This is a genomic window from Solibacillus kalamii (assembly GCF_002174535.1).
In the GTDB taxonomy this organism is placed as follows: Bacteria; Bacillota; Bacilli; order Bacillales_A; family Planococcaceae; genus Solibacillus; species Solibacillus silvestris.
Map to the genome: position 1 here is coordinate 95,922 of NZ_NHNT01000007.1, position 26,431 is coordinate 122,352.

At 37.8% G+C, this 26,431-nt stretch carries 31 protein-coding genes; 11 read left to right on the forward strand and 20 right to left on the reverse strand.

The annotated features are described in order from the left end of the window. Nucleotides 1–52: 52 nt before the first annotated feature. On the reverse strand, nt 53–520 hold the full coding sequence (locus CBM15_RS11435; RefSeq protein ID WP_239534805.1) for an ATPase: 468 nt from the start codon (nt 518–520) through the stop codon (nt 53–55). 88 nt (nt 521–608) lie between these two features. On the opposite strand from CBM15_RS11435, the gene pgeF reads away from it, so the two are divergent. Beyond that, the gene (gene pgeF, locus CBM15_RS11440; RefSeq protein ID WP_065216197.1) at nt 609–1,370 is read left to right on the forward strand and encodes a peptidoglycan editing factor PgeF; all 762 of its coding nucleotides are present in this window, start codon (nt 609–611) and stop codon (nt 1,368–1,370) included. A gap of 80 nt (nt 1,371–1,450) precedes the next feature. On the opposite strand, the gene CBM15_RS11445 is transcribed toward pgeF, so the two are convergent. Then, nucleotides 1,451–1,846, reverse strand: coding sequence for a VOC family protein (locus CBM15_RS11445; protein ID WP_087617613.1), 396 nt, complete (start codon nt 1,844–1,846; stop codon nt 1,451–1,453). 294 nt (nt 1,847–2,140) lie between these two features. Here CBM15_RS11445 and CBM15_RS11450 point away from each other — a divergent pair, with 294 nt between their 5' ends. Genes CBM15_RS11450 through CBM15_RS11460 form a run of 3 tightly spaced genes read left to right on the forward strand, consistent with a single transcriptional unit; the run spans nt 2,141 to nt 3,387 of the window. After that, nucleotides 2,141–2,476, forward strand: a complete 336-nt coding sequence (locus CBM15_RS11450) for a PadR family transcriptional regulator (protein WP_087617614.1) — start codon at nt 2,141–2,143, stop codon at nt 2,474–2,476. Further along, nucleotides 2,463–3,089 (forward strand): permease prefix domain 1-containing protein, encoded by a 627-nt coding sequence (locus CBM15_RS11455; protein ID WP_087617615.1) that lies wholly within the window; start codon nt 2,463–2,465, stop codon nt 3,087–3,089. The genes CBM15_RS11450 and CBM15_RS11455 overlap by 14 nt, the downstream gene beginning before the upstream one ends. A 7-nt stretch (nt 3,090–3,096) precedes the next feature. Beyond that, nucleotides 3,097–3,387, forward strand: a complete 291-nt coding sequence (locus CBM15_RS11460) for a hypothetical protein (RefSeq protein ID WP_087617616.1) — start codon at nt 3,097–3,099, stop codon at nt 3,385–3,387. A 36-nt stretch (nt 3,388–3,423) separates the two neighbouring features. On the opposite strand, the gene CBM15_RS11465 is transcribed toward CBM15_RS11460, so the two are convergent. From CBM15_RS11465 to CBM15_RS11480, 5 genes are all read right to left on the reverse strand, one after another. Then, a complete protein-coding gene (locus CBM15_RS11465; protein WP_087617617.1) occupies nt 3,424–4,230 on the reverse strand; it encodes an aldo/keto reductase in 807 nt (268 codons plus the stop codon). Between the two features lie 179 nt (nt 4,231–4,409). Beyond that, nucleotides 4,410–5,198: a GerAB/ArcD/ProY family transporter gene (locus CBM15_RS11470; RefSeq protein WP_239534804.1), complete on the reverse strand. Its 789-nt coding sequence runs from the start codon at nt 5,196–5,198 to the stop codon at nt 4,410–4,412. Next, nucleotides 5,159–5,362 (reverse strand): GerAB/ArcD/ProY family transporter, encoded by a 204-nt coding sequence (locus CBM15_RS19555; protein ID WP_239534803.1) that lies wholly within the window; start codon nt 5,360–5,362, stop codon nt 5,159–5,161. The genes CBM15_RS11470 and CBM15_RS19555 overlap by 40 nt, the downstream gene beginning before the upstream one ends. A gap of 78 nt (nt 5,363–5,440) precedes the next feature. After that, on the reverse strand, nt 5,441–6,637 hold the full coding sequence (locus tag CBM15_RS11475; RefSeq protein WP_239835836.1) for a Ger(x)C family spore germination protein: 1,197 nt from the start codon (nt 6,635–6,637) through the stop codon (nt 5,441–5,443). An 11-nt stretch (nt 6,638–6,648) separates the two neighbouring features. Continuing rightward, nucleotides 6,649–8,256, reverse strand: a complete 1,608-nt coding sequence (locus CBM15_RS11480; protein ID WP_087617618.1) for a spore germination protein — start codon at nt 8,254–8,256, stop codon at nt 6,649–6,651. A gap of 315 nt (nt 8,257–8,571) precedes the next feature. On the opposite strand from CBM15_RS11480, the gene CBM15_RS11485 reads away from it, so the two are divergent. From CBM15_RS11485 to CBM15_RS11500, 4 genes are all read left to right on the forward strand, one after another. Beyond that, complete coding sequence (locus tag CBM15_RS11485) at nt 8,572–9,606, forward strand: ABC transporter permease (protein WP_087617619.1); 1,035 nt, start codon at nt 8,572–8,574, stop codon at nt 9,604–9,606. A 1-nt stretch (nt 9,607) separates the two neighbouring features. Then, nucleotides 9,608–10,294 carry an ABC transporter ATP-binding protein gene (locus CBM15_RS11490; RefSeq protein ID WP_087617620.1) on the forward strand — a complete coding sequence of 229 codons (687 nt, stop codon included), beginning with the start codon at nt 9,608–9,610 and terminating at the stop codon, nt 10,292–10,294. A gap of 114 nt (nt 10,295–10,408) precedes the next feature. Further along, nucleotides 10,409–11,089, forward strand: coding sequence for a response regulator transcription factor (locus tag CBM15_RS11495; RefSeq protein ID WP_087617621.1), 681 nt, complete (start codon nt 10,409–10,411; stop codon nt 11,087–11,089). After that, nucleotides 11,086–12,465, forward strand: a complete 1,380-nt coding sequence (locus CBM15_RS11500) for a sensor histidine kinase (protein WP_087617622.1) — start codon at nt 11,086–11,088, stop codon at nt 12,463–12,465. The genes CBM15_RS11495 and CBM15_RS11500 overlap by 4 nt, the downstream gene beginning before the upstream one ends. Before the next feature lie 97 nt (nt 12,466–12,562). On the opposite strand, the gene CBM15_RS11505 is transcribed toward CBM15_RS11500, so the two are convergent. From CBM15_RS11505 to CBM15_RS11530, 6 genes are all read right to left on the reverse strand, one after another. Then, entirely contained in the window at nt 12,563–13,558 is a 996-nt protein-coding gene (locus CBM15_RS11505; RefSeq protein WP_087617623.1) for an NAD(P)/FAD-dependent oxidoreductase, read from the reverse strand. 258 nt (nt 13,559–13,816) lie between these two features. Then, complete coding sequence (locus tag CBM15_RS11510) at nt 13,817–16,210, reverse strand: heavy metal translocating P-type ATPase (protein WP_087617624.1); 2,394 nt, start codon at nt 16,208–16,210, stop codon at nt 13,817–13,819. 92 nt (nt 16,211–16,302) lie between these two features. Beyond that, a complete protein-coding gene (gene copZ, locus CBM15_RS11515) occupies nt 16,303–16,512 on the reverse strand; it encodes a copper chaperone CopZ (RefSeq protein ID WP_087617625.1) in 210 nt (69 codons plus the stop codon). A gap of 13 nt (nt 16,513–16,525) precedes the next feature. Next, entirely contained in the window at nt 16,526–16,852 is a 327-nt protein-coding gene (locus CBM15_RS11520; protein ID WP_008406650.1) for a metal-sensitive transcriptional regulator, read from the reverse strand. Between the two features lie 100 nt (nt 16,853–16,952). Then, nucleotides 16,953–17,741 carry a class I SAM-dependent methyltransferase gene (locus CBM15_RS11525; RefSeq protein ID WP_087617626.1) on the reverse strand — a complete coding sequence of 263 codons (789 nt, stop codon included), beginning with the start codon at nt 17,739–17,741 and terminating at the stop codon, nt 16,953–16,955. Continuing rightward, nucleotides 17,729–18,163: a BrxA/BrxB family bacilliredoxin gene (locus CBM15_RS11530; RefSeq protein ID WP_008406646.1), complete on the reverse strand. Its 435-nt coding sequence runs from the start codon at nt 18,161–18,163 to the stop codon at nt 17,729–17,731. Before CBM15_RS11530 ends, CBM15_RS11525 begins: the two co-directional genes overlap by 13 nt. Nucleotides 18,164–18,488: 325 nt before the next feature. Here CBM15_RS11530 and CBM15_RS11535 point away from each other — a divergent pair, with 325 nt between their 5' ends. Further along, a complete protein-coding gene (locus CBM15_RS11535; protein ID WP_087617627.1) occupies nt 18,489–18,656 on the forward strand; it encodes an aspartyl-phosphate phosphatase Spo0E family protein in 168 nt (55 codons plus the stop codon). Between the two features lie 315 nt (nt 18,657–18,971). After that, the gene (locus CBM15_RS11540) at nt 18,972–19,739 is read left to right on the forward strand and encodes a TerC family protein (protein ID WP_087617628.1); all 768 of its coding nucleotides are present in this window, start codon (nt 18,972–18,974) and stop codon (nt 19,737–19,739) included. Between the two features lie 331 nt (nt 19,740–20,070). Here the strand turns inward: CBM15_RS11540 and CBM15_RS11545 are convergent, their stop codons facing one another. Next, complete coding sequence (locus CBM15_RS11545) at nt 20,071–20,295, reverse strand: transcriptional regulator (RefSeq protein ID WP_008406640.1); 225 nt, start codon at nt 20,293–20,295, stop codon at nt 20,071–20,073. 240 nt (nt 20,296–20,535) lie between these two features. Between CBM15_RS11545 and CBM15_RS11550 the strand changes: the two genes are divergently transcribed. Continuing rightward, on the forward strand, nt 20,536–21,069 hold the full coding sequence (locus CBM15_RS11550; RefSeq protein WP_087617629.1) for a GNAT family N-acetyltransferase: 534 nt from the start codon (nt 20,536–20,538) through the stop codon (nt 21,067–21,069). Nucleotides 21,070–21,328: 259 nt separating this feature from the next. Here CBM15_RS11550 and CBM15_RS11555 read toward each other — a convergent pair whose 3' ends face one another. From CBM15_RS11555 to CBM15_RS11585, 6 genes are all read right to left on the reverse strand, one after another. Continuing rightward, nucleotides 21,329–21,748 (reverse strand): flavoprotein, encoded by a 420-nt coding sequence (locus tag CBM15_RS11555; protein ID WP_087617630.1) that lies wholly within the window; start codon nt 21,746–21,748, stop codon nt 21,329–21,331. Between the two features lie 42 nt (nt 21,749–21,790). Continuing rightward, nucleotides 21,791–22,378, reverse strand: a complete 588-nt coding sequence (locus CBM15_RS11560; RefSeq protein ID WP_158100208.1) for a DUF2268 domain-containing putative Zn-dependent protease — start codon at nt 22,376–22,378, stop codon at nt 21,791–21,793. A gap of 720 nt (nt 22,379–23,098) precedes the next feature. After that, entirely contained in the window at nt 23,099–23,407 is a 309-nt protein-coding gene (locus tag CBM15_RS11570) for a monooxygenase (protein WP_087617632.1), read from the reverse strand. Nucleotides 23,408–23,479: 72 nt separating this feature from the next. After that, nucleotides 23,480–25,420, reverse strand: a complete 1,941-nt coding sequence (locus CBM15_RS11575; RefSeq protein WP_087617633.1) for an elongation factor G — start codon at nt 25,418–25,420, stop codon at nt 23,480–23,482. 46 nt (nt 25,421–25,466) lie between these two features. Beyond that, a complete protein-coding gene (locus CBM15_RS11580) occupies nt 25,467–25,808 on the reverse strand; it encodes a hypothetical protein (RefSeq protein WP_014824114.1) in 342 nt (113 codons plus the stop codon). A gap of 163 nt (nt 25,809–25,971) precedes the next feature. Next, entirely contained in the window at nt 25,972–26,193 is a 222-nt protein-coding gene (locus tag CBM15_RS11585) for a hypothetical protein (protein WP_008406630.1), read from the reverse strand. Nucleotides 26,194–26,431: the final 238 nt, after the last annotated feature.

The following is a 26,431-nucleotide window of genomic DNA, read 5'->3' on the forward strand; positions in this document are numbered from 1 at the left end:
GGCTCTCCCCTTCCATTTTTCGTTTGCTGCAAATCTTCTATAAGGTAAAACTTCATTCAGTGGGGGGTTTTTCATCTCCACTGATTGTTAGTTGAACCAATTCGCCCTGCTCAATTTTAGAGGCGGGAATCGTACTACCTGTTAATACGGGATAAAACCAGTTAATACAAAGTGTACTAACCATTATGCCAACTATAAACGGTGGTGATACAAAAAATAAAAAATCTGAGCTGCCGATCGGTACTTTTATCAGCAATCCGAAAATGATAGGCTGCAGAATGCAAAAGATAAAACTTGTTAAGTAAAGTGCACGTTTGCTGTAATTTTTACGCATGAGGTACAGCACATAATACCAGGGAATCACGACAAAAAAATAAATCGGCAAAACATAAATAATTATGGACAGAGCAGTACCGAATGTGATCGATTCATTAATATAAGGCAATGAAAATGCAATAAAAACCATGACCGCCATGACATAAGGTAAAAAACCGGTTAAAATGATTTGCCAACTCTTCATCACATTCCCCCTACTTCCAATCATTATACCAAACACTATTTGCCTATACAAAATTTGCATTTACGGGTATAGTACAGGGGGTGATAAAATGAAGGTAAAATTTTATGAAAATAATGAAAAACGCGTACTAGGTATTACATTAAAAGATCCAGCATTAGCCGAGGACAATAATATGGCACTCCATGTTTGCAAAAACGAAGCTGATATTATCGAAAACCGCCAACAGCTTGCCTCACTGCTGCAAACCGAATTATCAGAGTTTGTATGCGCCAATCAAACACATAGTGCCAACTTCTTCCGTGTGGAAAAATCGGAAATCGGCAAAGGAGCAACCGACAACACAACTGCTGTTCATGATACCGACGCATTGTATACGTACGAACCGAACGTTGTGATTTCAAGCTTTACCGCAGATTGTGTACCGGTCTTATTTTATAATGAAAAAACAAATGTCATCGGGGCTGTGCACTCTGGATGGCAAGGGACGATTAAAGAAATTACATTGAAGTTGCTTCAACATTTACAACAAGAGGAAAATTGCGATTTACGTGATTTGAAAGTAATGATCGGGCCAGCAATCAGCCAAGAGAAATTCGAAGTGGATGCCGATGTCCAGGAAAAATTCAAAGCACTCGGTTATGCGGACGAATTTATGTACTGGAATGAAGAAACGAGCAAATTCCATATCGACAACCAATTAACCGTGAAAACACAGTGCATGCTTGCAGGTGTGCCTGAAGAAAACATTTCGATTGACCGAATGTGCACATTTTTGGATGAGGACGGATTCTCCCATCGCCAGGACCGCTCAACCGGCAGGCACTTGAGCTTTATTATGCGAAAAGAATAGATTTCGTTAATAAGTGTGTGAAAAGGAATACCTAACATTCAGTAGGTATTCCTTTTTTCATGAGTCTAAAACCGGCATAATCATGGTGCTACAAGTTCAACCTTGATTCTATCCGGATCTTCAAAAAAAACAGCGTAATAATTTTCCCCTCCTGCATAGGGATGTTTATCAGTATAAAGGATATTAACGCCTTTACTTGTTAACTTTCTTGTCATCTCATCTACTTGTTGACGCGAACTTGCATGGAAAGCCAAATGATTTAGACCTACCCGGCATCTATGATAAGGAATATCCATAAACCGTTCTTCTGCTTGCACGAAAACGATATAGGTCTCTCCGATTTTCCAACTCTGTCCACTTTCCCACGATTGATAAGATTCATATCCCAATTCTTCTAACAACCATCCCCAAAAGTTAATGGAAGTTTTTAAATCTGAAACATATAGTTCAATATGATGAATAAGCCCTTTTGACAATGGATGACTTCCTTTCTATCTACCAAATAATCCTAATCGATATTTTAGATGAGGTAAGTTTTGTATAGTTTTTGTAATAACAAGAATTTCTGGTCATACTTCATTTTTACACTCTCTATTGCGGCTGAGTATTCACTCTCTTACCTATTTTATTCTCTATACCTTAACATAAATATCCATTTTATATTATTCATACTGACAGAATAGAATTATTCGTCAAACAGGTTTCCATTTATACATTGTAATACGATGTACATTGGATTAATATGTATTTAAAGGCGGTGATTGTAAAAAATGGAGAAAGAAATGATGAAAGGGAGTATCGATATTTTACTGTTATCCCTACTGGCAGAACAGGATCGGTACGGCTATGAAATGACAAAGCAGCTTCGTGTTTTAAGCGATGAAGCCTACTCGATGAATGAAGGAACGTTATATCCGGCATTAAAGCGTTTAGAACAGCATCGTTTTGTGACCAGTTACTGGCAAGATGAAACTTCCGGAAAACGCCGGAAATACTATGCCATTACGGATATTGGACGTGAAAAATTAAAGCAAAAGTTATCAAGCTGGGAGCAATTGACCCGTTTAATCAAACGAACGGCAGGTGGGTTATATGGAAATCGTTAAACAATATGTTGAAAAAATTATAGCGAATTTGCCAATCAATGATGATGAACGTACATTGATGAATGAAGAATTTGAAAATCATATTTTGGAACATATCGATGAATTACGAATGGTTGGCTATACAGAACAACAAGCCATTCAGCTCGCTTTGCAGTCGTTTGGTGAAGCGCATCACATTGAAAAAGAAATGAAGAAAGTGTTGTTTCCGCATTATAAATGGATCCGCTTTTGCGCGGTGATTGTATTTACAACGTTTACACTATGTTTGAGCTCCCACTTTATTACAAAATGGCTGGAGCCACGTAACGACTCACCTATTTCCACCGATGTTATTTTGTCGCTGCTTTTTCTCTGTACAGTCGTTTTCGGAATATGGGAGCTACTATATAACGAAGCGAAAAAGGCCTACAAAACAAAATGGCTGAATGTGGCCACGATTTTTATCGTACCGACATTCGTATATGAAATGATTGTCTATTGGCAATTCCAGCCGGATACATTAGAGGATTGGTTACTTCATGATGAACTATTAATTCCTTTATACGTAATCTTTTATGTTGTCGGACGCCAATTATATACGTATAGTATTGGCGAACGAAAAATTAGGGGGTAAAAAGGCAATGGGAATCGCATTATTAATCATAGTTGTTGTCGCAGCAATTGGCCGGGCGGTAACAAAAAATCAATCTAAAAGAAGAAATCGGATCGTATGGGGTATCCTGGTCATGATTGTGTTAAACCCGTTTGTTTCTTGGCTAATTGGTATTTGTTTCGCAATTTTTGCCGGGGAAGGCTTTGCAGGAATGGGCGTGATGGTCATACTGTTTATTGCAATGTTTTTCATTGGTGCTTTTATTTTGATTAGTGGCCTGTTAACAAAGGCAGATACAGAACAAGCGTCTCCAAAATAGGAGACGCGTTAAATGATTTAAAATCGTAGTGATTAATTAAAGGTTTTCAATTTTTTCCACATCCGCATCAGTTAGTTCGAAATCGAAAAGATCCAGATTCGCTGCCTGATTCTCACGGTTGTGTGATTTCGGAATAACGACAACACCGCGCTCGATTTGATATTTCAATAAAACTTGTGCACCCGATTTATCATAGGCTTTGCCGATTTCATCCAACACTTCTTCTTGATGTGCTTCAGTTTTCATCGGTCCCCATGCAACAGGTGTAATGCCCTCGTCTTTTAATAAAGCAAGAAGGTCTTCGTTCTTTTCTTTTAAGTTGATTTGTATTTGATTAACTGCTGGCTTCACTTTCGCGAATTCTTTCAATTCATCCAGATGATTTTTTCTAAAGTTTGAAACGCCGATTGCTTTCAATTTACCTGCTTCGTAATATTCTTCAAAAACTTCCCAAGTGTTTTTAAACTGTTCCTTGTCCTCGATTGGTGCATGAATCAGAAGCAGGTCCAAATAGTCTGTTCGGAAATTTTTTAGACTGTTATCGATTGCTGCTCGAGTCGACTCCTTTGAAGATACATATTCTTCTCTCGCCGGAATTTTCGTTGTAATGAACAACTCTTCTCGGGGTACTGTACTTTCTGCTAAAATTCCCCCGACAAGCTCTTCGTTTCTATAACTAATCGCTGCGTCTATTGATCGATATCCTAACTCAAGTGCTGTTACGAGCTCAGGAATTTCATTTGTTAACGCTCCGTTATAGTCGTTATTTTCTTTACCATACGTATTTGTACCTGTACCAACAATCGGCATTTTTATTCCATTATTAAGTGTGATGTATTCCATATTTTTGGTACTCCCCTTTTATTCTTAAATTATTTTACTGATTAAGTATATCATAACAAAATATAGAATCTTCAGAAATCGATCCAGTAGACATAAATCGTACTCAAATAAAAAGGAGCACTGTTCCCCGTCGGAAGCGCGCTCAATTATTGGTGATGTGCCTGCATCAATTCTCCCACTTAAGGTTCTTCAGGTACTTTCTTTAATTGTTTTCTTCGGATGGCATACACTACTATCAGTAAAATAGGTAAGAATACACCAATTGTATAGGAGAACATTAAACCTATTGTAGTATCCCACCGCTGCTGGTAAATGACATCAGGGAAAATTACAATCGAAATGACTACCGCAATGATTCCAAAAGGTATCGTTAACGGGCGGTAATCCTTTAAATTGAATATTTGCGCGAAACCTAAAACAGTAACATAAAAATAAATGGTTGCCTTATAATAAAGTGCGATAATCCAAAGTGTGCCCATTAATGCCTCAATCCGTTGTATAAATTCACCGATGTTAATCCTTTTAGCCAATACATAGCCCGGATACAGCTCTATTCCAGTATTATAAGCCCCTAATACTGCTACACATAAAAACGTAAAAATAATAATGACAATTCCACCTAATAAGTTCCCAATCAAAAAGAACTTTTTAGCTTTAAGGCCTGTGTTAACAAAGGCAGGAAAAATCATTAATAACACAATAGCATTGACCGAAGTTACTTCTATAAAAGATAAAGATGTTTGAACAATTTTTTTAGGTTCGGCTTCAAATACTGGTTGCAAGTTATCTAAATTTACTTGCGGAGAAATGAAAAATACTAAAAAAAGAAAAAATATCAAGCAAAATAGAATTAATACTTCTGCAGAACGTGCAATTGTTTCTAATCCTAATCGGACGCCCATCACAATAATAATTGCCAATAGGATATTTAGTTCGGAAACCATTGTGCGATTAAGCAGAATAACCATATTACGATTAATCCAATTGCTGTGCCGAGGGTTGCAACAATCCAAGCATCTTGTTTTGTTTCGGAAGCTAATAATGACGGAACAATTAAGATACTTGTACCAACTGAAAACAACACGACTAAAACCATAAATTGATATGGATTTATTTTAATATCCTGCATCATGCCTTACCCACCTTCCACTGAGGGATCTTTTGAACAAACAACTCTTTTTCAAGCACTCCTTTTATTTTTACATGGCGATTATTCCTTAAGCTTTTCTAAAAATGAACTATTCACCGTCCCTGTAAGGCGAATTTTCATATCTACTTTAACATTCACTGTTAAGTCAGAAAATTCCTCGTCCCAATTTTCTTTTATCTTATTCCACTCTTCCGGGTTGGCGCGATGGATAGCTTCACCAAATCCAAATATGTCTGATTGGTATTCTTCTTGTAGCACATCGATTGTCTCATTTATTATTCTTGTCGCTTCTTTTTCATAATTTTTCTCAAGCTCCTGTATGGCTTCCGGATTCTTTAAATCAATTTTACATCTAACTTCGCCTACCTTCCCCTCGGCTTTCGTATGGATATTTACTTCGGGTTTTCCATGGACTATATTTCCCTCGACTTTAGAATGGAAGTTAGTCACTTCAATGGTAGATTTCCCTTCGTTAGGACAAGATATTGATGTTACGGTTGATTTAACTGAATTGGTTATACCGCTATACCCCCTACTATCTTGTTCAGTTAACCAGCCCATCAGCCGATCTTCTTTAAATACGGCTAAATTATCATATTGGATTTGAGCTGGCTTAGAAATGGATTCTATATTTTGTTGGGTGGATCCTATTTGTTTATTGCCTGTCAACTGAATCCCCGTTAATACAGCTTCTTTTCCGTCACTTATAAGATTGACTATCAATTCATCTAAAGTAACACCAGTCGTACCTGCCCAAGCCTTTTCCGATACTTTTAGACCTGCAAACATCTTACTGGCAGGGATGCTTTCCAAATCTGTTGTGACATTCAGAATTTCTCTGGCGGTTACATCCTTAGCAACAACAACATAGAAGTCAGGTCGAAGTTCCCAATCCCTAGCGAGTAAATCCAAAGATTCACCTATTCCTTCCTTAGCCAATTCTTCACCAATGATCAGCATTTGAAGGTGTCCGGGATATATTTTCCTAGGCGAGACTTTTGTCATTCTACGAAGTGCTTCATAAACTGTTTCCCCATTCTCTGTAAAAAGTGTGACTGTTGCACCCCCTGTCCCGTCTTTCATGGAAACGGCAGAAGGTACAACTACTTGTGCGGTTACCTCGTATTCATCTTCACCCTCCACTTTATCAATACCCAATGCCAGTGTAATTGCGAGCTCGTTTAACTCCCTCTTATCCCAGCACCCCGTAAGAATGAAATTAAGGATTATGAGAATAAACATGTACTTTTTCAACATTTAAGTCCCTTTCATTCCTTATTTTTTGGTGGTGCTGGCTTTGCAGTGGATGGATTTTGTTCCCTAACTCTATTTTTTTGACTGATTAGATGGGGTCGGGTCAACAAGCTCCAGAGCGGAAATACAATAAACGTATCCTTTTGATCGGAAACATTAAATGGTGCAACCGGTGACATATAAGGTATCCCAAACGAGCGTAAACTGCATAAATGTAAAATTAAAGCGATTAATCCAATAGTAATTCCATAGAGACCAAATGATGCTGCTAAAGCCATAAATGCAAAGCGGAGTATCCTTGTAGCAATCGCCATATCGTAAGAAGGTGAAACAAAACTGGATATAGCCGTAATTGAAACAATGATTACCATCATGGCTGAAATTATTCCTGCCTCCACAGCAGCTGTACCTATAACAAATGCCCCAACAATGGACATTGCTGAACCAATCGCACGAGGCATCCTTACACCAGCTTCGCGTAATATTTCAAACGTTATTTCCATTATTAGTGCCTCAACAAATGCTGGAAATGGAACACCTTCTCGCTGAGCTGCAAGACTGATAAGGAGTGCAGGTGGTAGCATCGTTTGATGAAACGTCGTGATTGCAATAAATAATGCAGGTGCCAGCAATGTAATTGTAAATGATAAAAAACGTAGGAGCCGAACAAGACTCCCTATAAGCGTCCGAACATAGTAGTCTTCCGGAGATTGAAAAAACTGTATGAATAATGCTGGAACAATGAGCACAAAGGGGGTTCCATCTACAATGATCGCTATGCGTCCCTCGAGTAGTGCAGCGGCTACTACATCCGGTCTTTCTGTATTAAAGACAGTAGGAAAAGGTGTATATGGCGTATCCTGAATTAATTCCTCGATATTTCCGCTTTCCAGAATTCCATCTATCATTATTCGATCCATTCGTAAATTGACTTCTTTTACTATTTCATCATTTGCAATGCCATTGATATAGGCTATGGCAACATTTGTTTTCGTTCGTGTACCAATCTTTTTTGACTCAATCCAAAAGTTAGGATCTTTAATTTTCCTGCGGATCAGCGCTGTATTGACACGTAAATTTTCGGTAAAACCTTCGCGCGGACCTCTAACTACTGTCTGCGCCACTGGTTCCGTAACCCCACGCTCAACCCATTGCCTGTTGGAAATAGTTAAGCCATGATTATAGCCATCGATTAAAATAATCGTATCCCCTGACAAAAGGTCCGTAAATAGTACATCAAAGTCTGCTATTTCTTTAATATCCCCTACTGTCATAGCGACATCTTTTAATACGGTGATAAGATTTTTCTGAGGAAGTGTCTTTCCCAGTAATTCAATCTCCTTTATATCCAGCATCAGCGTTTCCAGAATAAAGTTTTGTAAAGAAGTTGTATCGGTTAATCCGTCCGTATATATAATTCCGGCTTTTATCGTTCCTTCTTTACCAATTAGAATATCGCGAATGACAATATCCGAACTGGTTCCAAGAGCATCTTTTATAAATTGTAAGTTCTGTTGAAGATTTGTTTTTATCAGATCATTTTCAATGTCATCCACTTCCTGAATCTGAGTAGCGGGAGAGGAACTAACTTCACGAAATTTTTCCTTTTTCTTAAACCACATCGTATCCCTCTCCTCTTCTTCATTCAACCATTTATAATTATCAATTGGTAATTTATATTATAGACATAATTTAAGTCTATGTTAGAGTATGAACGATTTGGTTATTTTTTATACGAATGATACAACGGGCAAGGGGTTTGTAAAACGGAGCCATAGGAAGTTATTTCTGCAAATTTAAACATCTCGAGCCTGATAACTGTGACCGTTCTTTTAAAAACAGTTCAAATGAACCCGAAATGTAATTTACTGTTCATCCCCCGTTCATATTCAATTTATAAACTATGGATGTAAAGAACAGATCGGAGGAAAGTAAAAATGAATATTGCGTGGAAAGAAATCAAGAAAAATAAAGTGAGATTTTTAATTTTAGGTTCCATTATTTTTCTAGTTAGTTTATTAACATTTATAATATCTGGTTTGGCAAATGGATTATCGCAAGACAATGCTTCTTTAATTCAAGATTTACCAGATGGTCAATTTTATATGAATAAAGATGGAGATGAAACTTATAATCTGTCAAAAATAGATAGTAGTATACAGGATAAAATAATAAACAACGAAAAAGATGCTGTGGCATTTTCAATTCAAATGGGTTTCTTAACTAACAAAACTGACAAACAACAGAGCGTAGCCTTTGTTACATCCAATGATTCAGAACTATTTGAGAAGGTGGAAGATGGGGAGATTATATTAGATCGCTCAATGGAGGACAAAGGGATAAAGGTTGGAGATACGTTAACGAATAATCAATTCAGTGGCGAATTTAAAGTAAAGGGTTTTGTCGACCAAAAGAAATTCAGTCATGCCCCGGTTGCATTTATAAACACTAAGAATTTCCAGGAAATGTATCGGGTTATGGAAATGCAACTGATATTCATACCGGGAGGAGATTCTTCACAACAATTCACAGGCTTGCAATCCTTTACGAACAAGGATTTCCTCAATACCATTCCAAGCTATAATGCAGAACAGATGTCATTAAATATGATTGTTTGGTTTTTAGTTGTAATTAGCGGAATGTTATTTGCCATCTTTTTTTACATGATGAATATTCAAAAAGTCGGTTTATATGGGATTTTAAAGGCAATCGGTATGAAAACAAGCAGGCTGTTCAAAATCATGTGGTCACAAATGCTCTTTATAACGGTCGTTTCGCTTATATTGTCCATTTCTTTCAGCCAAGTATTTAATATGATTGCACCTGAGGGAATGCCTTTTTATTTAACATTTGAAAAAACCGCCCAATTATCTATAGTTTTCCTGCTAATCGGTTTTATCGGAGCTACACTCTCTGGAATACAAATCAAAAAAATCGAACCATTACATGCGATACAACAAGGAGAGGCTTAATATGACAATATTCACACTAGAAGATGTTAGGAAAACATTTGTTACTGGTGAAGTAGAGGAAGAAATACTAAAAGGAATCAACCTTACGCTTAAAGAAGGAGAGGTAACAGCATTAGTAGGTGCATCAGGTTCTGGTAAAAGTACGCTCCTTACTATAGCTGCAGGATTACAACCTGTATCTGATGGGCAAGTTATATTCGATGGAAATAATATGACTGCCATGAGTTCTGAACAGGTTCGAAAAATTCGGGCTAGCAAATTTGGCTTTGTCTTTCAATTTGCTCATCTTGTTCCTTTTCTCACAGTTGAAGAACAGTTAATGTTAATGCTGGATGTTTCTGAATCAAACTTAAGCAAACTGGAAAAACATGCAGAAGTTAATAACATTCTACAACTAGTTGAAATGAATCATAGGAAGCATGCTTACCCCTCTTCCTTATCGGGGGGAGAAAAACAACGGATCGCCATTGCCCGAGCAATCATCCATAAACCGAAAGTTCTCTTTGCAGATGAACCAACTGCCAGTCTTGATTCAAGGAAGTCCAGAGATGTTATGCTGTTAATTCAAGATTTAACTAAAACGTTGAATATCGCTACATTAATGGTTACCCATGATGAGGAATTACTTTTATATGTAGACCATGTGATTAAAATGAGTGATGGAATGGTTTTGCAAAGTAAAGAGTAGATTCTAATAGATGAATAATGTAGCAGAACATAAATGAACAGCCTGGACGTGTATGGCTGTTCATTTGTTAGTTCATTAAATAGACGAAATTTCTATAAAACAGGAGAAAATAGAATGACAACAATTTTAATTGTAGATGACGATATCAATATATTACAGCTTGTAAACATCCACTTGTCCGAAGCAGGTTTCAAAGTTTTCCAAGCAAAAGACGGGACTGAAGCATTAGGGATTCTTAATCGAGAAGTATGTGATTTAGCAGTAGTGGATGTAATGATGCCTTTTATGGATGGTTATGCCCTAACAAGGGTGATTCGAAAAAAATACGATATTCCCGTTATCCTTTTAACTGCCAAAAATCAAATTGAAGATAAAGAAGTAGGATATAAATCTGGTACGGATGATTATCTAGTCAAGCCGTTTGAACCAAAAGAATTAAATTTTAGAATTGAAGCCTTACTGCGTCGATATGATAAGCAATCCGATGAATCAATTATTCGTTTAGGAAGTACAACTATTAATAAAAAAAGCTATGAGGTTCTGATTGGTGACCGGACGATTCTCTTACCCTTAAAGGAATTCGAACTTCTGTATTTCCTTGCTTTAAATCCTATGCAAGTATTTTCTCGTGATCACCTAATCGAACATATCTGGGGTGTGGATTACGAAGGAGATGAACGGACAGTAGATGTTCATGTCAAACGATTAAGAGAACGTTTTTCTAAATTGACAGATGATTTTCATATTAAGACAGTGCGTGGGGTTGGCTATTCATTGGAGGCAAACAGAAGATGAGATCTCTTTATGTGAAGTTTGTTGTGTTCACCATTGGAATTATGATTTTTAGTGGAATTTTAGCTTTTTTAATCTCGAATACGTATTATCAGCAAAAATTAAAACCATTTAATGACCAGAAAAACACAACAATTGCATTAAACATTGCTGAATTTACCGGGAACCAACCTGATTTAGATCTCAAAGATTATTTTGAAAACATTTCGTCAATTGGTTATCAAATTTTCCTCGTTGACAATTCAGGTAATGAATTTTATTTTGGTGCACCCTTTAGGGAAAAGACATTGTCTCATTCCACCAAAGAACAAGTAATAAACGGTGATATCTTTCATGGTATTTTAAATTTCCCTCAGGAGACATTTGTTACAGGATTTTTTGCAAACGAATTGAAAAATACGATTGGTGTTCCATTGACACATAACGAGAAAAAGTATGCGCTTTTCATTAGACCGGATATTAAGCTATTATTTAACGAAATGCATATTTTATTCGGATGGCTGCTGGCTTTGGCGATTATGCTGAGTATCATAATGGTCATTTTTATAACTAAATATTTAGTTCATCCAATCTCAAAACTTACATCTGCAACAAAATCACTCTCAAACGGAAATTACAATGTTGATCTTGATATTACCCGTCATGATGAATTAGGTGAACTTTCACATAGTTTTTTACGGATGGCCAGTAAACTGGAGCAGATGGATGAAATGAGGAAAGAGTTTATTTCGAATATTTCTCATGATATCCAGTCGCCTTTATCTAATATAAAAGGATATGCAAACCTTTTGAAAAGCGAATCCATGAGTCCGGAAGATAAAAGCAATTACATTTCGATTATCAACGGAGAGATTAAAAGACTGTCTACATTAACAAGACAGCTATTACTTCTTGCTTCGTTAGACCGAGATGAGGATATTATGAAAAGAAAGTCAGTTAATATCGGAAAGCAAATTAAGGAACTTATACGGAGCAATCAGTGGCAGATTGGAGAAAAAGGTATTACGCTCGGGTTCACATTACCGGATGTAGAAATTACTGGGGACCCATCCTTACTTAATGCGGTCTGGGACAATCTGTTAACCAATGCCATCAAATATAATAAACCGAATGGCATTATTGAAATATCCATTAAAGAACAAGGAAAATCGGTGTTGGTAATCTTTGAAGATTCGGGTATAGGTTTGAATGATAAAGAGAAAGAAAGAATTTTTGACCGCTTTTATCGAGTAGATACTGCACGGTCTCGTTCAGTTGATGGAACAGGACTGGGACTTTCAATAGTTGCTGCTATCGTTACATTACATGGTGGAATCATTCATGTGAATAGTATTGAAACCCAAGGAACGAGCTTTGTCGTAGAATTGCCTGTCAGGTAGTAACAGTAAAAAAAGGGTTCACTATCAATTCATATGTGAATTTGATAGTGAATCCACTTCCCTGTTATACATTCCAATCATACCGGATAAACAAATATTATTTATTGAAAAGGTCGGTGCTGTGCGGTACATGCTTTTTTGCTGACGGATCAATAAACAACCGTGCCGCACTAATGGCAACCGGCGCTTCACCGAAACCAGTTGCAATCAATTTCACTTTTCCATCGTAAGTTGATACATCACCAACAGCATAGATTCCCTCGATATTTGTTTCCATTTTAGAGTTTACAATAATGGAATTTTTCTCGATTTCTAATCCCCACTCCTTGATTGGACCTAATGACGATTTAAATCCATAGTTTACAATTATGTCATCAACGTCAAGTGTTTCTTTATCTCCTTCTGCATTCCGGATGATAATTTGTTTAATGCCGTTTTCATCGCCAAACAACTCATCCGGCATATAAGGTGTTTTGATATCTACACTTGATTTGAACAGATTTTCAACACTGTACTCATGCGCTCGGAATTGATCTCGTCTATGGACAATTGTAACTTTGTCAGCAATAGATTCAAGCATAAGCGACCAGTCAATAGCTGAGTCTCCTCCGCCGAAAATGACTACATTCTTTCCCTTAAAATCATTTATATCGCTGATGAAATAATGAAGATTTTTGCCCTCATAGTATTCTGCTCCTTCAACTTCCAACTGTCTTGGCTGGAATGCACCAAGACCTGCTGTAATAATGATTGTTTTTGAATAATGGATTTCTTCGTTCGTTGTCAGCTTAAATATTCCGTCATCCAACTTTTTAATCGTTTCGACACTTTGTCCAGTTACTACTGTTTGGTCAAACGCTGACATTTGTTCTTTCAGATTATTGACAAGTTCCTGCGCCCGCACCTTCGGAAATCCTGCGATATCATAAATATATTTATCAGGATAAAGTGCAGCAAGCTGCCCACCTAATTGTGGAAGACTTTCAATCAGTTTAACTTCAAGCTGGCGCATGCCGCCGTAGAATGCCGTAAACATCCCCGCAGGACCTCCGCCGATAATCGTGACATCATATACCTTTGAATCTTCCTTCATATTGATGGCTCCTATCATTATTGGTTTATTTCTAATAAAGATGGATTGAAAAATTAAAGTCCATTATTTTCAATTCCATTTAACACTTCGATTGTAAGTTTCCACTATAATAATTTTCAAAACCTATACTGTGTATCTATGTTGGTATATTCTTATTAAATTTAAACTTCGAAATGGATCGTCATTCCCAATCATCCTGTAAATCCTCTTAGTCCTATTATGAATGGTTAGCCTTCTTTATTCAGGAAGTCGGTATTTTTACAATTTTACACGCTGCAGTCTCAATGCATTCAACACAACCGAAACGGAGCTGAATGCCATTGCTGCGCCTGCTACCCAAGGTGCGAGGAAACCGAGTGCAGCGATTGGAATACCGATGACATTGTAGGCAAACGCCCAAAACAGGTTTTGTTTAATATTCGTCATCGTTTTACGGCTCATTAAAATCGCATCGGCAATACTGTTCAAATCTCCGCGAATCAATGTAATATCGGCCGCCTCCATCGCAACATCCGTTCCTGTGCCGATTGCCATCCCAATATCAGCTACCGCAAGGGCCGGTGCGTCGTTGATCCCGTCACCAACCATCGCAACATTTCGTCCTTGTTGCTTCAAGTTCTCAATTTGCTGTGCCTTTTGTTCCGGCAGCACTTCAGCAATGACTTCATCAATGCCCACTTCTGCTGCAATCGCTTTAGCCGTTCGTTCATTATCACCTGTAAGCATAATCACTTTCAGACCAAGTGCATGCAGACGTCTTACCGCTTCAGCAGATGTTTCTTTTACCGTATCTGCAACGGCAATAATTGCAGCGAATTGGTTGTTAATTGCTACTAGCATCGCCGTTTTCCCTTGCTGTTCCAATGAAATCAATTGCTGTTCGATCGATTCTTCAATACTAATTTGTCGATCCCGCATCAGTTTTCTCGTACCTACAGCTACTTCTACATTATCCACTTGCGCTTCAATACCAAGCCCTGGTAGTGCCTGGAAGCTTGAAACAGCCGATAGCTTAATCCCGCGCTCTAATACACCTTCAACAATTGCTTCTGCCAATGGATGCTCAGACTGTTTTTCTGCAGAAGCAACAATGCGCAGGACATTATTTTCTTCTAAATCACTGAACAGTACAACATCTGTCAAAACCGGTTTCCCGTTTGTAACCGTTCCTGTTTTATCGACAACGACAGTATCTACAAAACCAGTCTGTTCAAGGTGTTCCCCGCCTTTAAATAAAATGCCAAACTGTGCCGCACGTCCTGAACCGGCCATAATTGACGTTGGTGTCGCCAAGCCAAGCGCACATGGGCATGCGATGACAAGTACCGCAATTGTCGCCTCAAATGCCTGAATGAATTCTCCTCCGATCAGCCACCACAAAATGAACGTCACAATGGCAATTCCCACTACTATTGGTACAAATATATTGGAAATCTTATCGGCAAGACGCTGAATCGGTGCTTTGGAACCTTGTGCCGACTCGACGATTTTAATGATTTGCGACAGTGCTGTTTCACTGCCAACCTTTAATGCCTTCATTTCCAGTGCACCGTTTTTGTTCAGTGTTGCACCATAAACGAAATCGCCTATGTTTTTTTCTACCGGCAAACTTTCGCCCGTCAGCATCGATTCATCCACCGCAGAAGTTCCGGAAACGACTTCTCCATCCACTGGAATTTTTTCACCCGGTTTCACGCGGACAATATCATTGATGCGCACTTCTTCAAGCGGCACCGCCTGTTCGACACCAGCACGAATCACAAGCGCTGATTTTGCCTGCATGCCCATCAATTGTTTGATTGCCTGCGAAGACTTGCCTTTTGCACGCGTTTCAAACAGTTTCCCTAATAAAATCAACGTAATCAGCACCGCGCTCGTTTCAAAATACAAGTGTGGCATATGACCGCTCGGATGGGCGAGCATTTGATAAATACTGTAAAAATAGGCCGCACTCGTTCCCATCACTACGAGCACATCCATGTTTGCCGCACCACTGCGTAATGATTTGTATGCACCTACGTAAAACTGCCACCCAATAATAAATTGAACGGGTGTTGCTAATGCGAGCTGTACCCAAGGATTCATGAGCATATCAGGCACGTATAAAAAACTCGTAAACGAAAAATGTGCAACCATCGTCCATAACAGAGGTAATGATAAAATGGCCGCCGCGGTAAATTTAATTGTTTGCCGTTGGATCGCCTTTTCCCGATGGTCAACCGGATCGCCCTCAACGACTGGTTGTGCACCATAACCGATCTTTTCAATCCGCGCAATAATATCGGACATCGATACTTGAGAAGGATTAAATTCTATCGTCGCTTTTTCCAATGCCAAGTTCACATTTGCCGAAGCAATACCGTCCATTTTCCCGAGCACCTTTTCGATTCTTGCCGAACACGCCGCACACGTCATTCCATCGATTGTAAAGTCGACTTTCTCTTTTACGACATCATAACCGAGCGCTTGGATCTTTTGCTCAATATCCTGTGCTTTGATGACCGTTTCATCATACTGAATCGCTGCTTTTTCAACCGCTAGATTGACATTCGCCGATTCGATCCCTTCCATCTTGTTCAGGCCTTTTTCAATTCTTGCCGAACATGCCGCACACGTCATACCTGTTACTTGCAATGTCAGTTCTTTTGTCATGTTCTCACCTCTTTATACCTCAAGGGGGTATGGAATTTTGTAAAAAGAGAGGTTCTCTAAATTAGAGAACCTAAATCATTTGTAAACATCAATCATTCAACAACGTCGTAACCTTGTTCATCAATTGTTTCTTTGATCTGCTCAACAGTAAGGGCATCTTCGTTATACGCAACCGATACTTTTTTCTCAGCAAGATCCACTTTTACTTCCTGTACACCAACTAATGCGCCAACACTGGTTTCTACAGATTTCACACAATGACCGCAAGACATACCATTCACATTTAACGTTACATTTACCATACTCGAACACTCCTTATTTTTTCATCATTTTTTGAATAGTTACGACAAGCTCGTCCAATACTTCAGTATCGCCTTCATTTAGACGATCCACGACACAGCCTTTTAAATGACCTTCCAGCAATATCTTCGCGACACTATTTAATGCCGATTGCGTTGCGGATAATTGTGTAATCACATCATCGCAATACACATCTTTATCAATCATGCCTTTGATTCCGCGAATTTGCCCTTCGATTCGATTTAATCTTGTCGTTAAATCTTTTTTTATCGGTTCAGGATGATGACTTTTACGACAGCTCACTTCATGAGTTTCCAATAATCCATCATTTTCATGAATCATTCAATCAATCCCCCTTACTTAATTTTACATTACCATACCTATAAGGGGTATGTAAAGCGTTAAGAAAAACGCTGAAGTCCTTGTAAAAAGAACTTCAACGCTATTTTATTTCGTACACACCATAATGAAACTTGGCTGTTAACCGCACATCACGCTGGAACTGGTACTTTTCAAACCAGTCCGATTTATAATGGGCCTTTAACACCACCCGGCTTTTCGCAACACGCTTAGCTTCAGCCACCCATTCATCAGTTAACGTTAAGTGCTTTCCGGCAAAACGCAACGCTTCAAAATTTGTCGATTCTTCAATGATTTCCTCGAACATCGGGTCCATGTAGACAACATCAAAGCTGTCATCTTCTTGCTTCTTTAAATATTCTAGAGCAGTAGTATGAACAACTTGGATATTTCGCATGCATGCAGTTAACGGAAGTTCTGTCGTGTCATAATTTTGCATCCCAGTTTTCACAATAAATGCGACATTTTGATCCGCTTCCACACCGATTACTTTCCCTTTTTCGCCAACTGCAAAGGTCGCCAATAAACTATCGGCCCCGATGCCAAGAGTGCAATCCAAAAACGTATCCCCTTTTCGAAGTGCACAAGCAGTAAGCAATGGATCATCTTCACCGCGAGCCACACGCTTCAAACGAAAAGCGGCAGAGTTTGGATGAAAAAAGAAAGGCGCCTCAGCACCTTTCGCATAGTATTCGAAACGGTTTTTTCCCGCAACAACGACATTGGCATCGTACACTTCGGAAAGCTTACGAACCGAACGTTTTTGGCGCGGAATGATTTTTGCCTGCAGCACCTGACTTGCGAATTCAGCTAATTGAAGTGATTGCTCGTCCGGTCTACCTGCAGTAGTGACAATTGTTACTCGGCACATACTTGTTTTAACACATCTGATAAATGATCACGAATTTGTTCCATTGGATGACCTTCGATTTGATCCCGTGGAATGAAATAAGCTAATTGACCATCTTTTAAAACTGCCATTGATGGTGAGCTTGGCGGAACTTCATCAAAGTATCCGCGCATTGCTGCAGTCGCTTCAGGATCTTGACCGGCAAATACGGTTACTAGCTGATCTGGTTTCACATCTGCAACTGCTTCACGGGCAGCCGGACGTGCCAAACCTGCAGCACAACCGCAAACAGAATTGATTACAACTAAAGCTGTCCCTTTTGTTTCAGCCATAAATTCATGGACGCTATCTGCCGTTGTTAATTGTGTAAAGCCTGCGCTTTCAAGTTCCGTACGCATTGGCTGTGTTACCTGACGCATGTATTCATCATAAGCATTTGTCATTTTTCATAACCTCTTTCTGTTTATATGTATTCACAACGCTCATTATATCAAGGTTGTTAGCAGTTGTACAAAAATTGGATTTCTGGGATTTGCGAATTTTATCCTTCCCGATGTCTCTCCTTAAAATTCATACATTTTAAGTTTAGTCAAATATAAAGCTTTCTATTTAAACATTAATTTTTTGTTTTTTACAAATTATTGAATTTTCCATTTTTAGCATGTTTCGACATTTATCTTGTTTAAAATAAGATAGGATTAAACAGTTGTCATTTTATATTAACAAAAGTTTAAAAACTACCAACTATTATTGAAAGGAAATTTATCGATGAAATTTTTACTATTAAAAAAGGTACTAAAATTAAGAATTGAGACAAAAAGAAAAATTATGTACAAAAAAGCAAGGGATTTAGGTTTCACTCACCCGGAAGTCGTCAATTGCAGTCAGGAATTGGATGAATTGCTTAATAAGTATTCGGATATTGCCGCCTTATAAAAGAAGGATTACATAATGCTTCACTTCGAATTATTAACTGGACATAGCTCATTGACTGCTAATGGGCTATGTGCCTGTGTGTATTATATGATCCACGTTTTTATTCATAATCACCCCTTTTTATTCCCCCTTTAAAATATGAAAATTCCTTTCCCTAAAAATCCTTATAGTGAACTAACATATTTCCAGCATTCATAAAATGGACATTTACTAAGCTTTGATGGAGACATATTTAATTTTAAAGAGGTTATACTCTACGTAAATGGGAATATAATTTTTGTTAGCATTAATTTAGTGAAGTTAGGGGGAATGTAATTGGATATCTCTTTATTACTAGAGTATGGTTGGGTATTATTATTGTTAATTGGCTTAGAAGGTTTGCTTGCAGCAGACAATGCCCTCGTTTTGGCAATTATGGTTAAACATTTACCTGAAAAAGAAAGACGAAAGGCACTATTTTATGGTCTTGCAGGTGCTTTCATTTTCCGGTTCGCTTCTTTATTTATTATAACGTTTCTTGTAGATGTATGGCAGGTTCAGGCTATTGGTGCCCTATATCTATTATTTATAGCAATTAATCACATTGTCAGGAAACTCTACTTTAAAAATAAAGGACCAAAAAAGGAAAAAGAACAGAAAAAATCTGGATTTTGGGGTACGGTTATAAAAGTCGAGTTGGCGGATATTGCATTTGCGGTTGATTCGATATTAGCAGCAGTAGCTCTTGCAATGACACTGCCTAATACGAATTTACCACAGATTGGTGGCATGGATGGCGGAAAGTTCCTCGTAATATTTGCAGGCGGATTAATCGGATTAATCATCATGAGGTTTGCTGCAAACTTTTTCGTGAAACTTCTTGAATCCAAACCAGGACTAGAAATTGCGGCATTTGTAATAGTGGGATGGGTTGGTGTCAAGCTTGCAGTATTAACTTTAAGTCATCCTGATGTTGGTGTCATTTCTTATGAGTTTGCCCACTCCCTCGAGTGGAAACTGATATTTTATGGAGTGTTAATCGCTATTGCACTAGCTGGTTGGTTTTTATCCAATCGCAAAACAACAAAAACCTCAATAGAATAATTTTAACTGAAAATAAGTGGTCCCATTGCTTAAGCCGATCACTAATAAAAAATAACCCTCCACCAATTCAGTGGAGGGTTTTATTCATTTTGACTTTTCATTATTTAAGGTTTCCTTTCTGATAAGGTACATGCTCTTTAATTTGCCCAATCGTGGTCTATTTTTCACATTGGTGTCAAAGATTTTTTCTGCCTCCATTCTATTAGAAACTTTCTGCATCAATTTTAACCACCTCCCTATTTTTATTCTACCATAAATAGTCAGAATATTACACACAATCATCACTTAAAAGATAAGATTTTCCCTTTTTCGATAGAATACCTCCTAGATATTAAGCCTCTAACCCTCGTATTTTTTTATTTACCGGATGTACTGCTAAAATATTATCTATAATAAAATTTCGTTTTGCATGTCGTGTAAAACAATAGGCTTGCGCATAGTCACCAGAGATTTTTATTAATTTAATTCGTCGCTTCGTTATTTTCCGGTCTTTGGCCATGTACATAATATCCAAAATCTGATGTTGCCGCATTGCTTTTGTTAATTGATCTTTCATTAATCACACCTCACTCATAACCACATTATAGAACAAACGTTCCCTTTTAACAATTATTAAAATTACCCATTTAAAGTGTGAACTCGATGCCACTAACAAAATAAATAAAAACAGCTTACTTTAAGTGATTTTTTTTGCTCCAAATTAATCAAGCATATCGAAACATTGATTGTTATAACAAAGCCCTCTCCATTATGTTAAAATAGTAAAATTCGAACATGAGAAAGCAGAGGTCCACCGATGAATATTTACCCCTATGAAAAGAAATACGCAGTGCAAATTGCTGCACTGCTCAATGATTTTTTACCATTTGAACCGGAAACGGCCAAAACCGTCGATCAGGCTGGCGGCATTCGTTATGTATCCGTTAATGAGCATGATGAAGTTGTCGGATATATTGCGGGTTATGAAATACAGGATTTCAACAAGGAATTCCCTTATTTCCATGAAGAGCTGCAGTCGTTAAAGGAACTGGTCACAACAGGCATCAGCTATTATACAAGTCATTTTGTCGTCCATCCGAACGAACGAAAAAAAGGGATTGGAACTAATCTTGTGCGTGCTTATCTTGAAGCAGCACAGCCGATTGCAAAAACAATCGTGACGGTTGGCTGGGTACAATCTGATACAAACTGCTGGGCAGCTGAGCGACAGTTTGCGGCGCAGGGATTCGAACCGTTCGTTTATATGCCGCGCTATTTCGAGCCATATAACGTCGATTGCCCAAGCTGCAAAGGACTTTGTTATTGCGATGCACATATTTTTGTGAAATAAAGGCTGACTTCAGTACCTAATAGTCCAACATCATAAAAAAAGAACACAAAATGGATTATCAACGATCAGTTTATACATGATTTCATGCAAAAAATCCATGACAAAGCGTCCTCCAATGTACTTTCAAACCGTTGTCAGTATTGACTTACAATGTTCCCTAAATTAAAAGCAGAAACGTTGATTTAACAAAGTTCCTGCTTTTTTTGTGTATTCAAACATTTTTGAATGTGATTTTGTACACTGTATAAATTCTTTTAGACTAAAGTAACTGGTTGTTGAAAAACACGTCGTTTAAACTAATTCCTGCTTCAATATAACTTCTTACTAATTTCCATTCACCTCGGTTATATTTTTTAAACGTTTGAAAGAATAAATTTGCTGTTTTTAAACTCTCTCCTTGAATAACCATAGTAGCGGATAAAATAGCCATCGTTTCATCTTTTCTTAAAGGAAGAATTGAAACTACTCTTATATTCCATTGAGCATTACTCTCTTTAGCGAAATTAAAACCCTGTTCCCATCCATTTAAGGATTCTTCATAACCAAAGTCAACTATATTTCCGCCTGTTATTTCTCTGGCTTCATAAGATTGTGAAATTAAATCTTTCATGTCCGCTAAAGATGAATTTCTCCAAGCATCTAAATAAGTGTCCAAAAATATAGAAAATGAATTGTCCATAAAAGTCTCCCAAAAATTTATTTATAATTATGCTCTAACATATTATCTAGTGATATGTAGGTTATAAGTTAATATAAGTGCTTCCGAATCGATTTCAAACAGTTGCTCTAATTGGTCAATAGGATAACGTTTTGCATAATCTTTTACTGCATTGTAGGCAAAAGCATAGCCAGCCATGTAAGGGATTTGTTGTTTCACGCTACCGAAGCATAGAGGTCCTTTCACACCATCATCATTTGTATTTAAAAATCTTTTTGCTTCAGCAATATAACGTTCCTCAATGTCCAGTGAAAAGCTTTCTTTCCACCAACGTTTATCTTCGAAAAATTGTAAGCTGAAATATTCAGCTGTCCCCTCCATTTTATACCATTCTTTTAATGGGAAATTGTCGATTGTTAAGTCATAAATTGGATTTTTGGGTGCTGAATGATGCAGTTCGTGTGCAAGTAAATAGCATAAAAACGATCTGTCTGGATTGGGCGGAATAGCCATCCATATACTTTGACTACTATTTGTAAATCCATTTATCCAAAAAGATCGTTCTAAATTCGAAAACCAAGGAAAAGGAAGGGCAGGCACAATTGTAATTTGTAAATCCTTATCTAATTCAATATGTTTTTCTACAATCATTAGGGTTTCATTTATAACTTGTGCAATTATTTTTTCATTCCAACTATACGAAAGCATCTCTTCAGCTGACAGGTCTAAGAATTTAAAAAGTTGAAAACGTGATGCAACATCTCACCAATTGTTCATCCAGCTATTTGACGTAAGGTTTGGATGAATTATATTATTTAAATACATATCAGCATGGTGCTGATTTTCCAATAACAATTGAGGTGTTAATTGTACGATTTTCATATATGCTGCTCCTTTTTCTGTAATCTTTTTTATTTCTATAACAATTTAATTTTCCCTTTTTAATAATTTGGATTACATTAAGAACGCTTCCTACCCCTCGTTTAGGAACTATCTTATATAAAGTTAAGTATTTTTAGATGCATCTATTCGGCTAGAACCGAAAACTGCGCATGAAAAAATAAAAATGCCTGTACACACCCACATCGTGATTCCATCCCATTCACCATTTAACAAAGTTATATTTGTTAATATACAAAATTGCATTAAACAAATTGAAATAAATAAAATTGTAGTATGCTTCATAGATATGCCTCCCCATTAGTTTTGCAAAAATCTCTAACCTCGTTTTTTAAATTTATTTTTTAATTGTTGATATACCGAAAAAGAGAGACACAATTCATTTACGAAATGCGTCTCTTACTGCACTGTTATTTACTGTTTTCTCCACAATATCAAACCCGTTATCTGCCGGTAATTTAGATCACCTAATTATGCATATACCGGACCCTTGTTAATCTTAGTTAACGACTCGTTCACCGAGAAAATTTTACTGTTGATCGCTGTAATGCCAAAGCCATTTAGTCGTTTTGAATGCATTTCCAAATAAGCATCAGCTGTTTCTTTTGTTTCAAATAAATAAATACCACCAGCTTCACCTGCTTCCGCATCCTCTGTCCAAATTTTCCAAAGCATGCCTTTTTCCTCATTTATGCTTTCCGCTAATTCTTTAAAACCAACTGCCATTTCATCACCGAAAGGGCCATCCATTTTGAAATCTACTTGTAAAATATATGCCATTATAAGTGCCTCCTTTTTAAGTTCCTTACTGCTTACTTCTTTTAATGTTCTGCAAAGTCCTTCTTTCATGCGTCAATCAATTTCGTGCACTTCACAATGCATCGCTGCTTTTGCCTCATTCCATGGCACACTGTAACCCTTACCCTTTGCACAAAAAATACTGGACGATGTATATTCAGGGTCAGCGTTTTTATTGTAGCCAATTTGTTCAATAATCTCATCACTGTTATGGCATACATCATAGCCTTCAAATTGCAGCGTTAACGCACCTTTTCCATTTGTATAGGCTGCAAATTGAGTGGAATAATCCATAAAAGTTGCTACAGGTGCCCGTCCGTAAAGTGTAACAGTGTCTTCTGTTAAATCCGGCGCTTCGAACGACCCGCTTGCCTGCTGGATATCCGACATCATCCGGCCAATATGATCACTTGACGCTTTCATTTTAAAACGGTAATACGGCTCCAATAGTACATTTTCTACTTGTTCCAGCCCTTGTCGCAATGCTCTAAACGAAGCTTCCCGGAAGTCGCCGCCATCTGTATGCTTATTGTGTGCACGCCCTTTCAGCAGCGTCAAATGAATATCGGTTACCGGAAATCCTGTTAGTAACCCATGATGATCGCGTTCAAATAGATGCTTTTCTATTAACCGCTGATGCCCGACAGATAAGTCGTCGGCATGACAACGGTTCGAGAATGTGATGCCGGCACCACGATTGTTCGGTTCCATTTTCAGATGCACTTCCGCATAATGCTTTAACGGTTCAAAATGGCCATAGCCGATAGCAGGTGCTGCAATTGTTTCTTTATAAAGAATTTGCGGTTTGCCAAATTGGACCTCGATTCCAAAGCGCTCTTTTACCAATTCCGTTAATACCTCAAGCTGGATTGTTCCCATGACATGAACGGAGATTTCCTGGAATTTCTCGTTCCACACGACACGTAAGCTCGGTTCCTCTGCTTCGATTTCACGGAAAACACGGTGAAGTTCTTTAATATGTAACGCACCTTCATATATCACTTTCGCCTGCAATGTCGGAATCATATCAAATTGTGCAGGATTAGTTTCCGTTGCCCCAATCACATCACCGATAAGCGGCATTGCCAGTCCCTTCACCGCAAAAATATCGCCCGCTTGCACTTGTGGAACCGTCGTAAAACTGTTGCCATTGTATAAACGAATTTCCGTAACTTTTTCAGTTGTTTCACCAAAAGTAAATTCATCACGTACCTTGAGAACACCCGATAAAGCTTTCATAAATGTCAGACGCTGCTGATGATCATGGCGAATTTTATATACCTTTCCTTCAAATGGACCATTCACGTCAAACTTTGTTTCCATCAGTTGTGCAATCGTTTCAAAAAAGGCCAGTACCCCTTCATCTTTTAAAGCTGAGCCTGACATACAAACAAATGCTTGTTCAAGGTTGATTGCATGTTTCAGGCTCTCTAAACAGTCATTCTCCGCTAGATTATCGGCAAAATATTTTTCCATCAGCTGTTCGTCACGTTCCGCAAGCCACTCTTTTACGGTTGTGTCGAACCCATCATTGAACAATAATGCATTTGGGGATAAGTCTTTTTTTATCGCAGACATGACCGCTGCAACATCTGCTCCTTCACGGTCTACTTTATTAATGAAGATAAAAGTCGGAACATGATGCTCCCGCAGCAAATGCCAAACCGTTTCTGTATGTCCCTCGATTCCGTCGACCGCACTGATAATAACAATGGCCGCATCCATTACATGAATCGCACGTTCCATCTCCGGTGCGAAATCGATATGCCCTGGGGTATCGATCAGCGTATACGCTTGACCGTTATAGTCAATACGCCCCTGCTCCGCAAAAATCGTGATCCCGCGCTGCCGTTCAATGGCATGATTATCTAAAAAAGCATCTTGGTGATCCACCCGGCCGCGCTTCTTGATCGCATTTGTATGATATAGCAATTGTTCGCAAAATGTCGTTTTGCCAGAATCGACATGGGCGACAACTCCGATTGTAGTATGCAATAGTATTCCTCTTTCTTTTTCCTTGGATTTATGAACCTATGTACGGTTATTTCTGTGAAAGAAAATATTCTCTAATTTCCTTTGGCAGTTCTTCAATATTAATAATTTCCCATTTTGTCGTACCGGGAGTTGTCTGAATCAAAAAACTCTTCTCATCAAACTCCAGTATTGTAAACTGCTTCACCATATTGGGGCTAAATTCTTCTTGTATGTACTCAACACTATCGGCATCGAAATTATTTTCATCCATAAAAAGCGATTCCGGATTTTCTGCATTTCTTAATGTTTGCATGAGCTCCAATGAATTGGAGGGATTAGTCAGCAGCCACTCGATCATCGGGATTGAGACAATGAATACTACTGCAATGATTGCAAATACTTTTTTCATATAATGACCTCCAATAAAATGATTGCCCGTAAGTACTTACATTTTAACAGAAGATGGAGTATTTTGATTCATTCACAGATAAAAGCCATTTTCATTTTCCGTTACATTAAGTGAGGTGCATCTATTCACCGAAAATGAGGGTATAATAAAAAGCCACTTGAAATTAAGTGACTTCATCCATTACAAAAGCATATACTTCAATGTTTTTATCAGCCTCGATCGTAATTCCGAATACAGTAATAGCACCGTCACTTACCTCAACGTCCATAAGTTTGTTCGTCATTTTTTCGAAGATATTTGGATTCATTTTAATTTTATTTACCTTCTTACCTTGTATAGTCAGATAATCCAGACCTTCACGAATTTGACCTAATAAAACGTCCAACTATTTTCCTCCTAGTAGATAATATTTGTTCTTCATATCATGCCTCAACTAACGAAAAATATTGCATAAGAAAAAGCCACTACTCGTAATGAGTGTGACTTAATTGAATCGTTAAATGCAAATTGAGTTCAGTTCTAAAACTACCTGTCAAATTCCTGAAGTATATTCCCAATTACTATTACAAATGAATGTAATAGTTATTGCCCTCTGCAACATTACATTGTGTAAAATCAGTACA

Bases quoted from the DNA above. Each gene is read 5' to 3' on its own strand.
- CBM15_RS11435 (WP_239534805.1), bottom strand. From the start codon at position 520: ATGAAGAGTTGGCAAATCATTTTAACCGGTTTTTTACCTTATGTCATG.
- pgeF (WP_065216197.1), top strand. From the start codon at position 609: ATGAAGGTAAAATTTTATGAAAATAATGAAAAACGCGTACTAGGTATT.
- CBM15_RS11450 (WP_087617614.1), top strand. From the start codon at position 2,141: ATGGAGAAAGAAATGATGAAAGGGAGTATCGATATTTTACTGTTATCC.
- CBM15_RS11455 (WP_087617615.1), top strand. From the start codon at position 2,463: ATGGAAATCGTTAAACAATATGTTGAAAAAATTATAGCGAATTTGCCA.
- CBM15_RS11460 (WP_087617616.1), top strand. From the start codon at position 3,097: ATGGGAATCGCATTATTAATCATAGTTGTTGTCGCAGCAATTGGCCGG.
- CBM15_RS11465 (WP_087617617.1), bottom strand. From the start codon at position 4,230: ATGGAATACATCACACTTAATAATGGAATAAAAATGCCGATTGTTGGT.
- CBM15_RS11470 (WP_239534804.1), bottom strand. From the start codon at position 5,198: ATGGTTATTCTGCTTAATCGCACAATGGTTTCCGAACTAAATATCCTA.
- CBM15_RS19555 (WP_239534803.1), bottom strand. From the start codon at position 5,362: ATGATGCAGGATATTAAAATAAATCCATATCAATTTATGGTTTTAGTC.
- CBM15_RS11475 (WP_239835836.1), bottom strand. From the start codon at position 6,637: ATGTTGAAAAAGTACATGTTTATTCTCATAATCCTTAATTTCATTCTT.
- CBM15_RS11480 (WP_087617618.1), bottom strand. From the start codon at position 8,256: ATGTGGTTTAAGAAAAAGGAAAAATTTCGTGAAGTTAGTTCCTCTCCC.
- CBM15_RS11485 (WP_087617619.1), top strand. From the start codon at position 8,572: ATGAATATTGCGTGGAAAGAAATCAAGAAAAATAAAGTGAGATTTTTA.
- CBM15_RS11490 (WP_087617620.1), top strand. From the start codon at position 9,608: ATGACAATATTCACACTAGAAGATGTTAGGAAAACATTTGTTACTGGT.
- CBM15_RS11495 (WP_087617621.1), top strand. From the start codon at position 10,409: ATGACAACAATTTTAATTGTAGATGACGATATCAATATATTACAGCTT.
- CBM15_RS11500 (WP_087617622.1), top strand. From the start codon at position 11,086: ATGAGATCTCTTTATGTGAAGTTTGTTGTGTTCACCATTGGAATTATG.
- CBM15_RS11505 (WP_087617623.1), bottom strand. From the start codon at position 13,558: ATGAAGGAAGATTCAAAGGTATATGATGTCACGATTATCGGCGGAGGT.
- CBM15_RS11510 (WP_087617624.1), bottom strand. From the start codon at position 16,210: ATGACAAAAGAACTGACATTGCAAGTAACAGGTATGACGTGTGCGGCA.
- copZ (WP_087617625.1), bottom strand. From the start codon at position 16,512: ATGGTAAATGTAACGTTAAATGTGAATGGTATGTCTTGCGGTCATTGT.
- CBM15_RS11520 (WP_008406650.1), bottom strand. From the start codon at position 16,852: ATGATTCATGAAAATGATGGATTATTGGAAACTCATGAAGTGAGCTGT.
- CBM15_RS11525 (WP_087617626.1), bottom strand. From the start codon at position 17,741: ATGTGCCGAGTAACAATTGTCACTACTGCAGGTAGACCGGACGAGCAA.
- CBM15_RS11530 (WP_008406646.1), bottom strand. From the start codon at position 18,163: ATGACAAATGCTTATGATGAATACATGCGTCAGGTAACACAGCCAATG.
- CBM15_RS11535 (WP_087617627.1), top strand. From the start codon at position 18,489: ATGAAATTTTTACTATTAAAAAAGGTACTAAAATTAAGAATTGAGACA.
- CBM15_RS11545 (WP_008406640.1), bottom strand. From the start codon at position 20,295: ATGAAAGATCAATTAACAAAAGCAATGCGGCAACATCAGATTTTGGAT.
- CBM15_RS11550 (WP_087617629.1), top strand. From the start codon at position 20,536: ATGAATATTTACCCCTATGAAAAGAAATACGCAGTGCAAATTGCTGCA.
- CBM15_RS11555 (WP_087617630.1), bottom strand. From the start codon at position 21,748: ATGGACAATTCATTTTCTATATTTTTGGACACTTATTTAGATGCTTGG.
- CBM15_RS11560 (WP_158100208.1), bottom strand. From the start codon at position 22,378: ATGATTGTAGAAAAACATATTGAATTAGATAAGGATTTACAAATTACA.
- CBM15_RS11570 (WP_087617632.1), bottom strand. From the start codon at position 23,407: ATGGCATATATTTTACAAGTAGATTTCAAAATGGATGGCCCTTTCGGT.
- CBM15_RS11580 (WP_014824114.1), bottom strand. From the start codon at position 25,808: ATGAAAAAAGTATTTGCAATCATTGCAGTAGTATTCATTGTCTCAATC.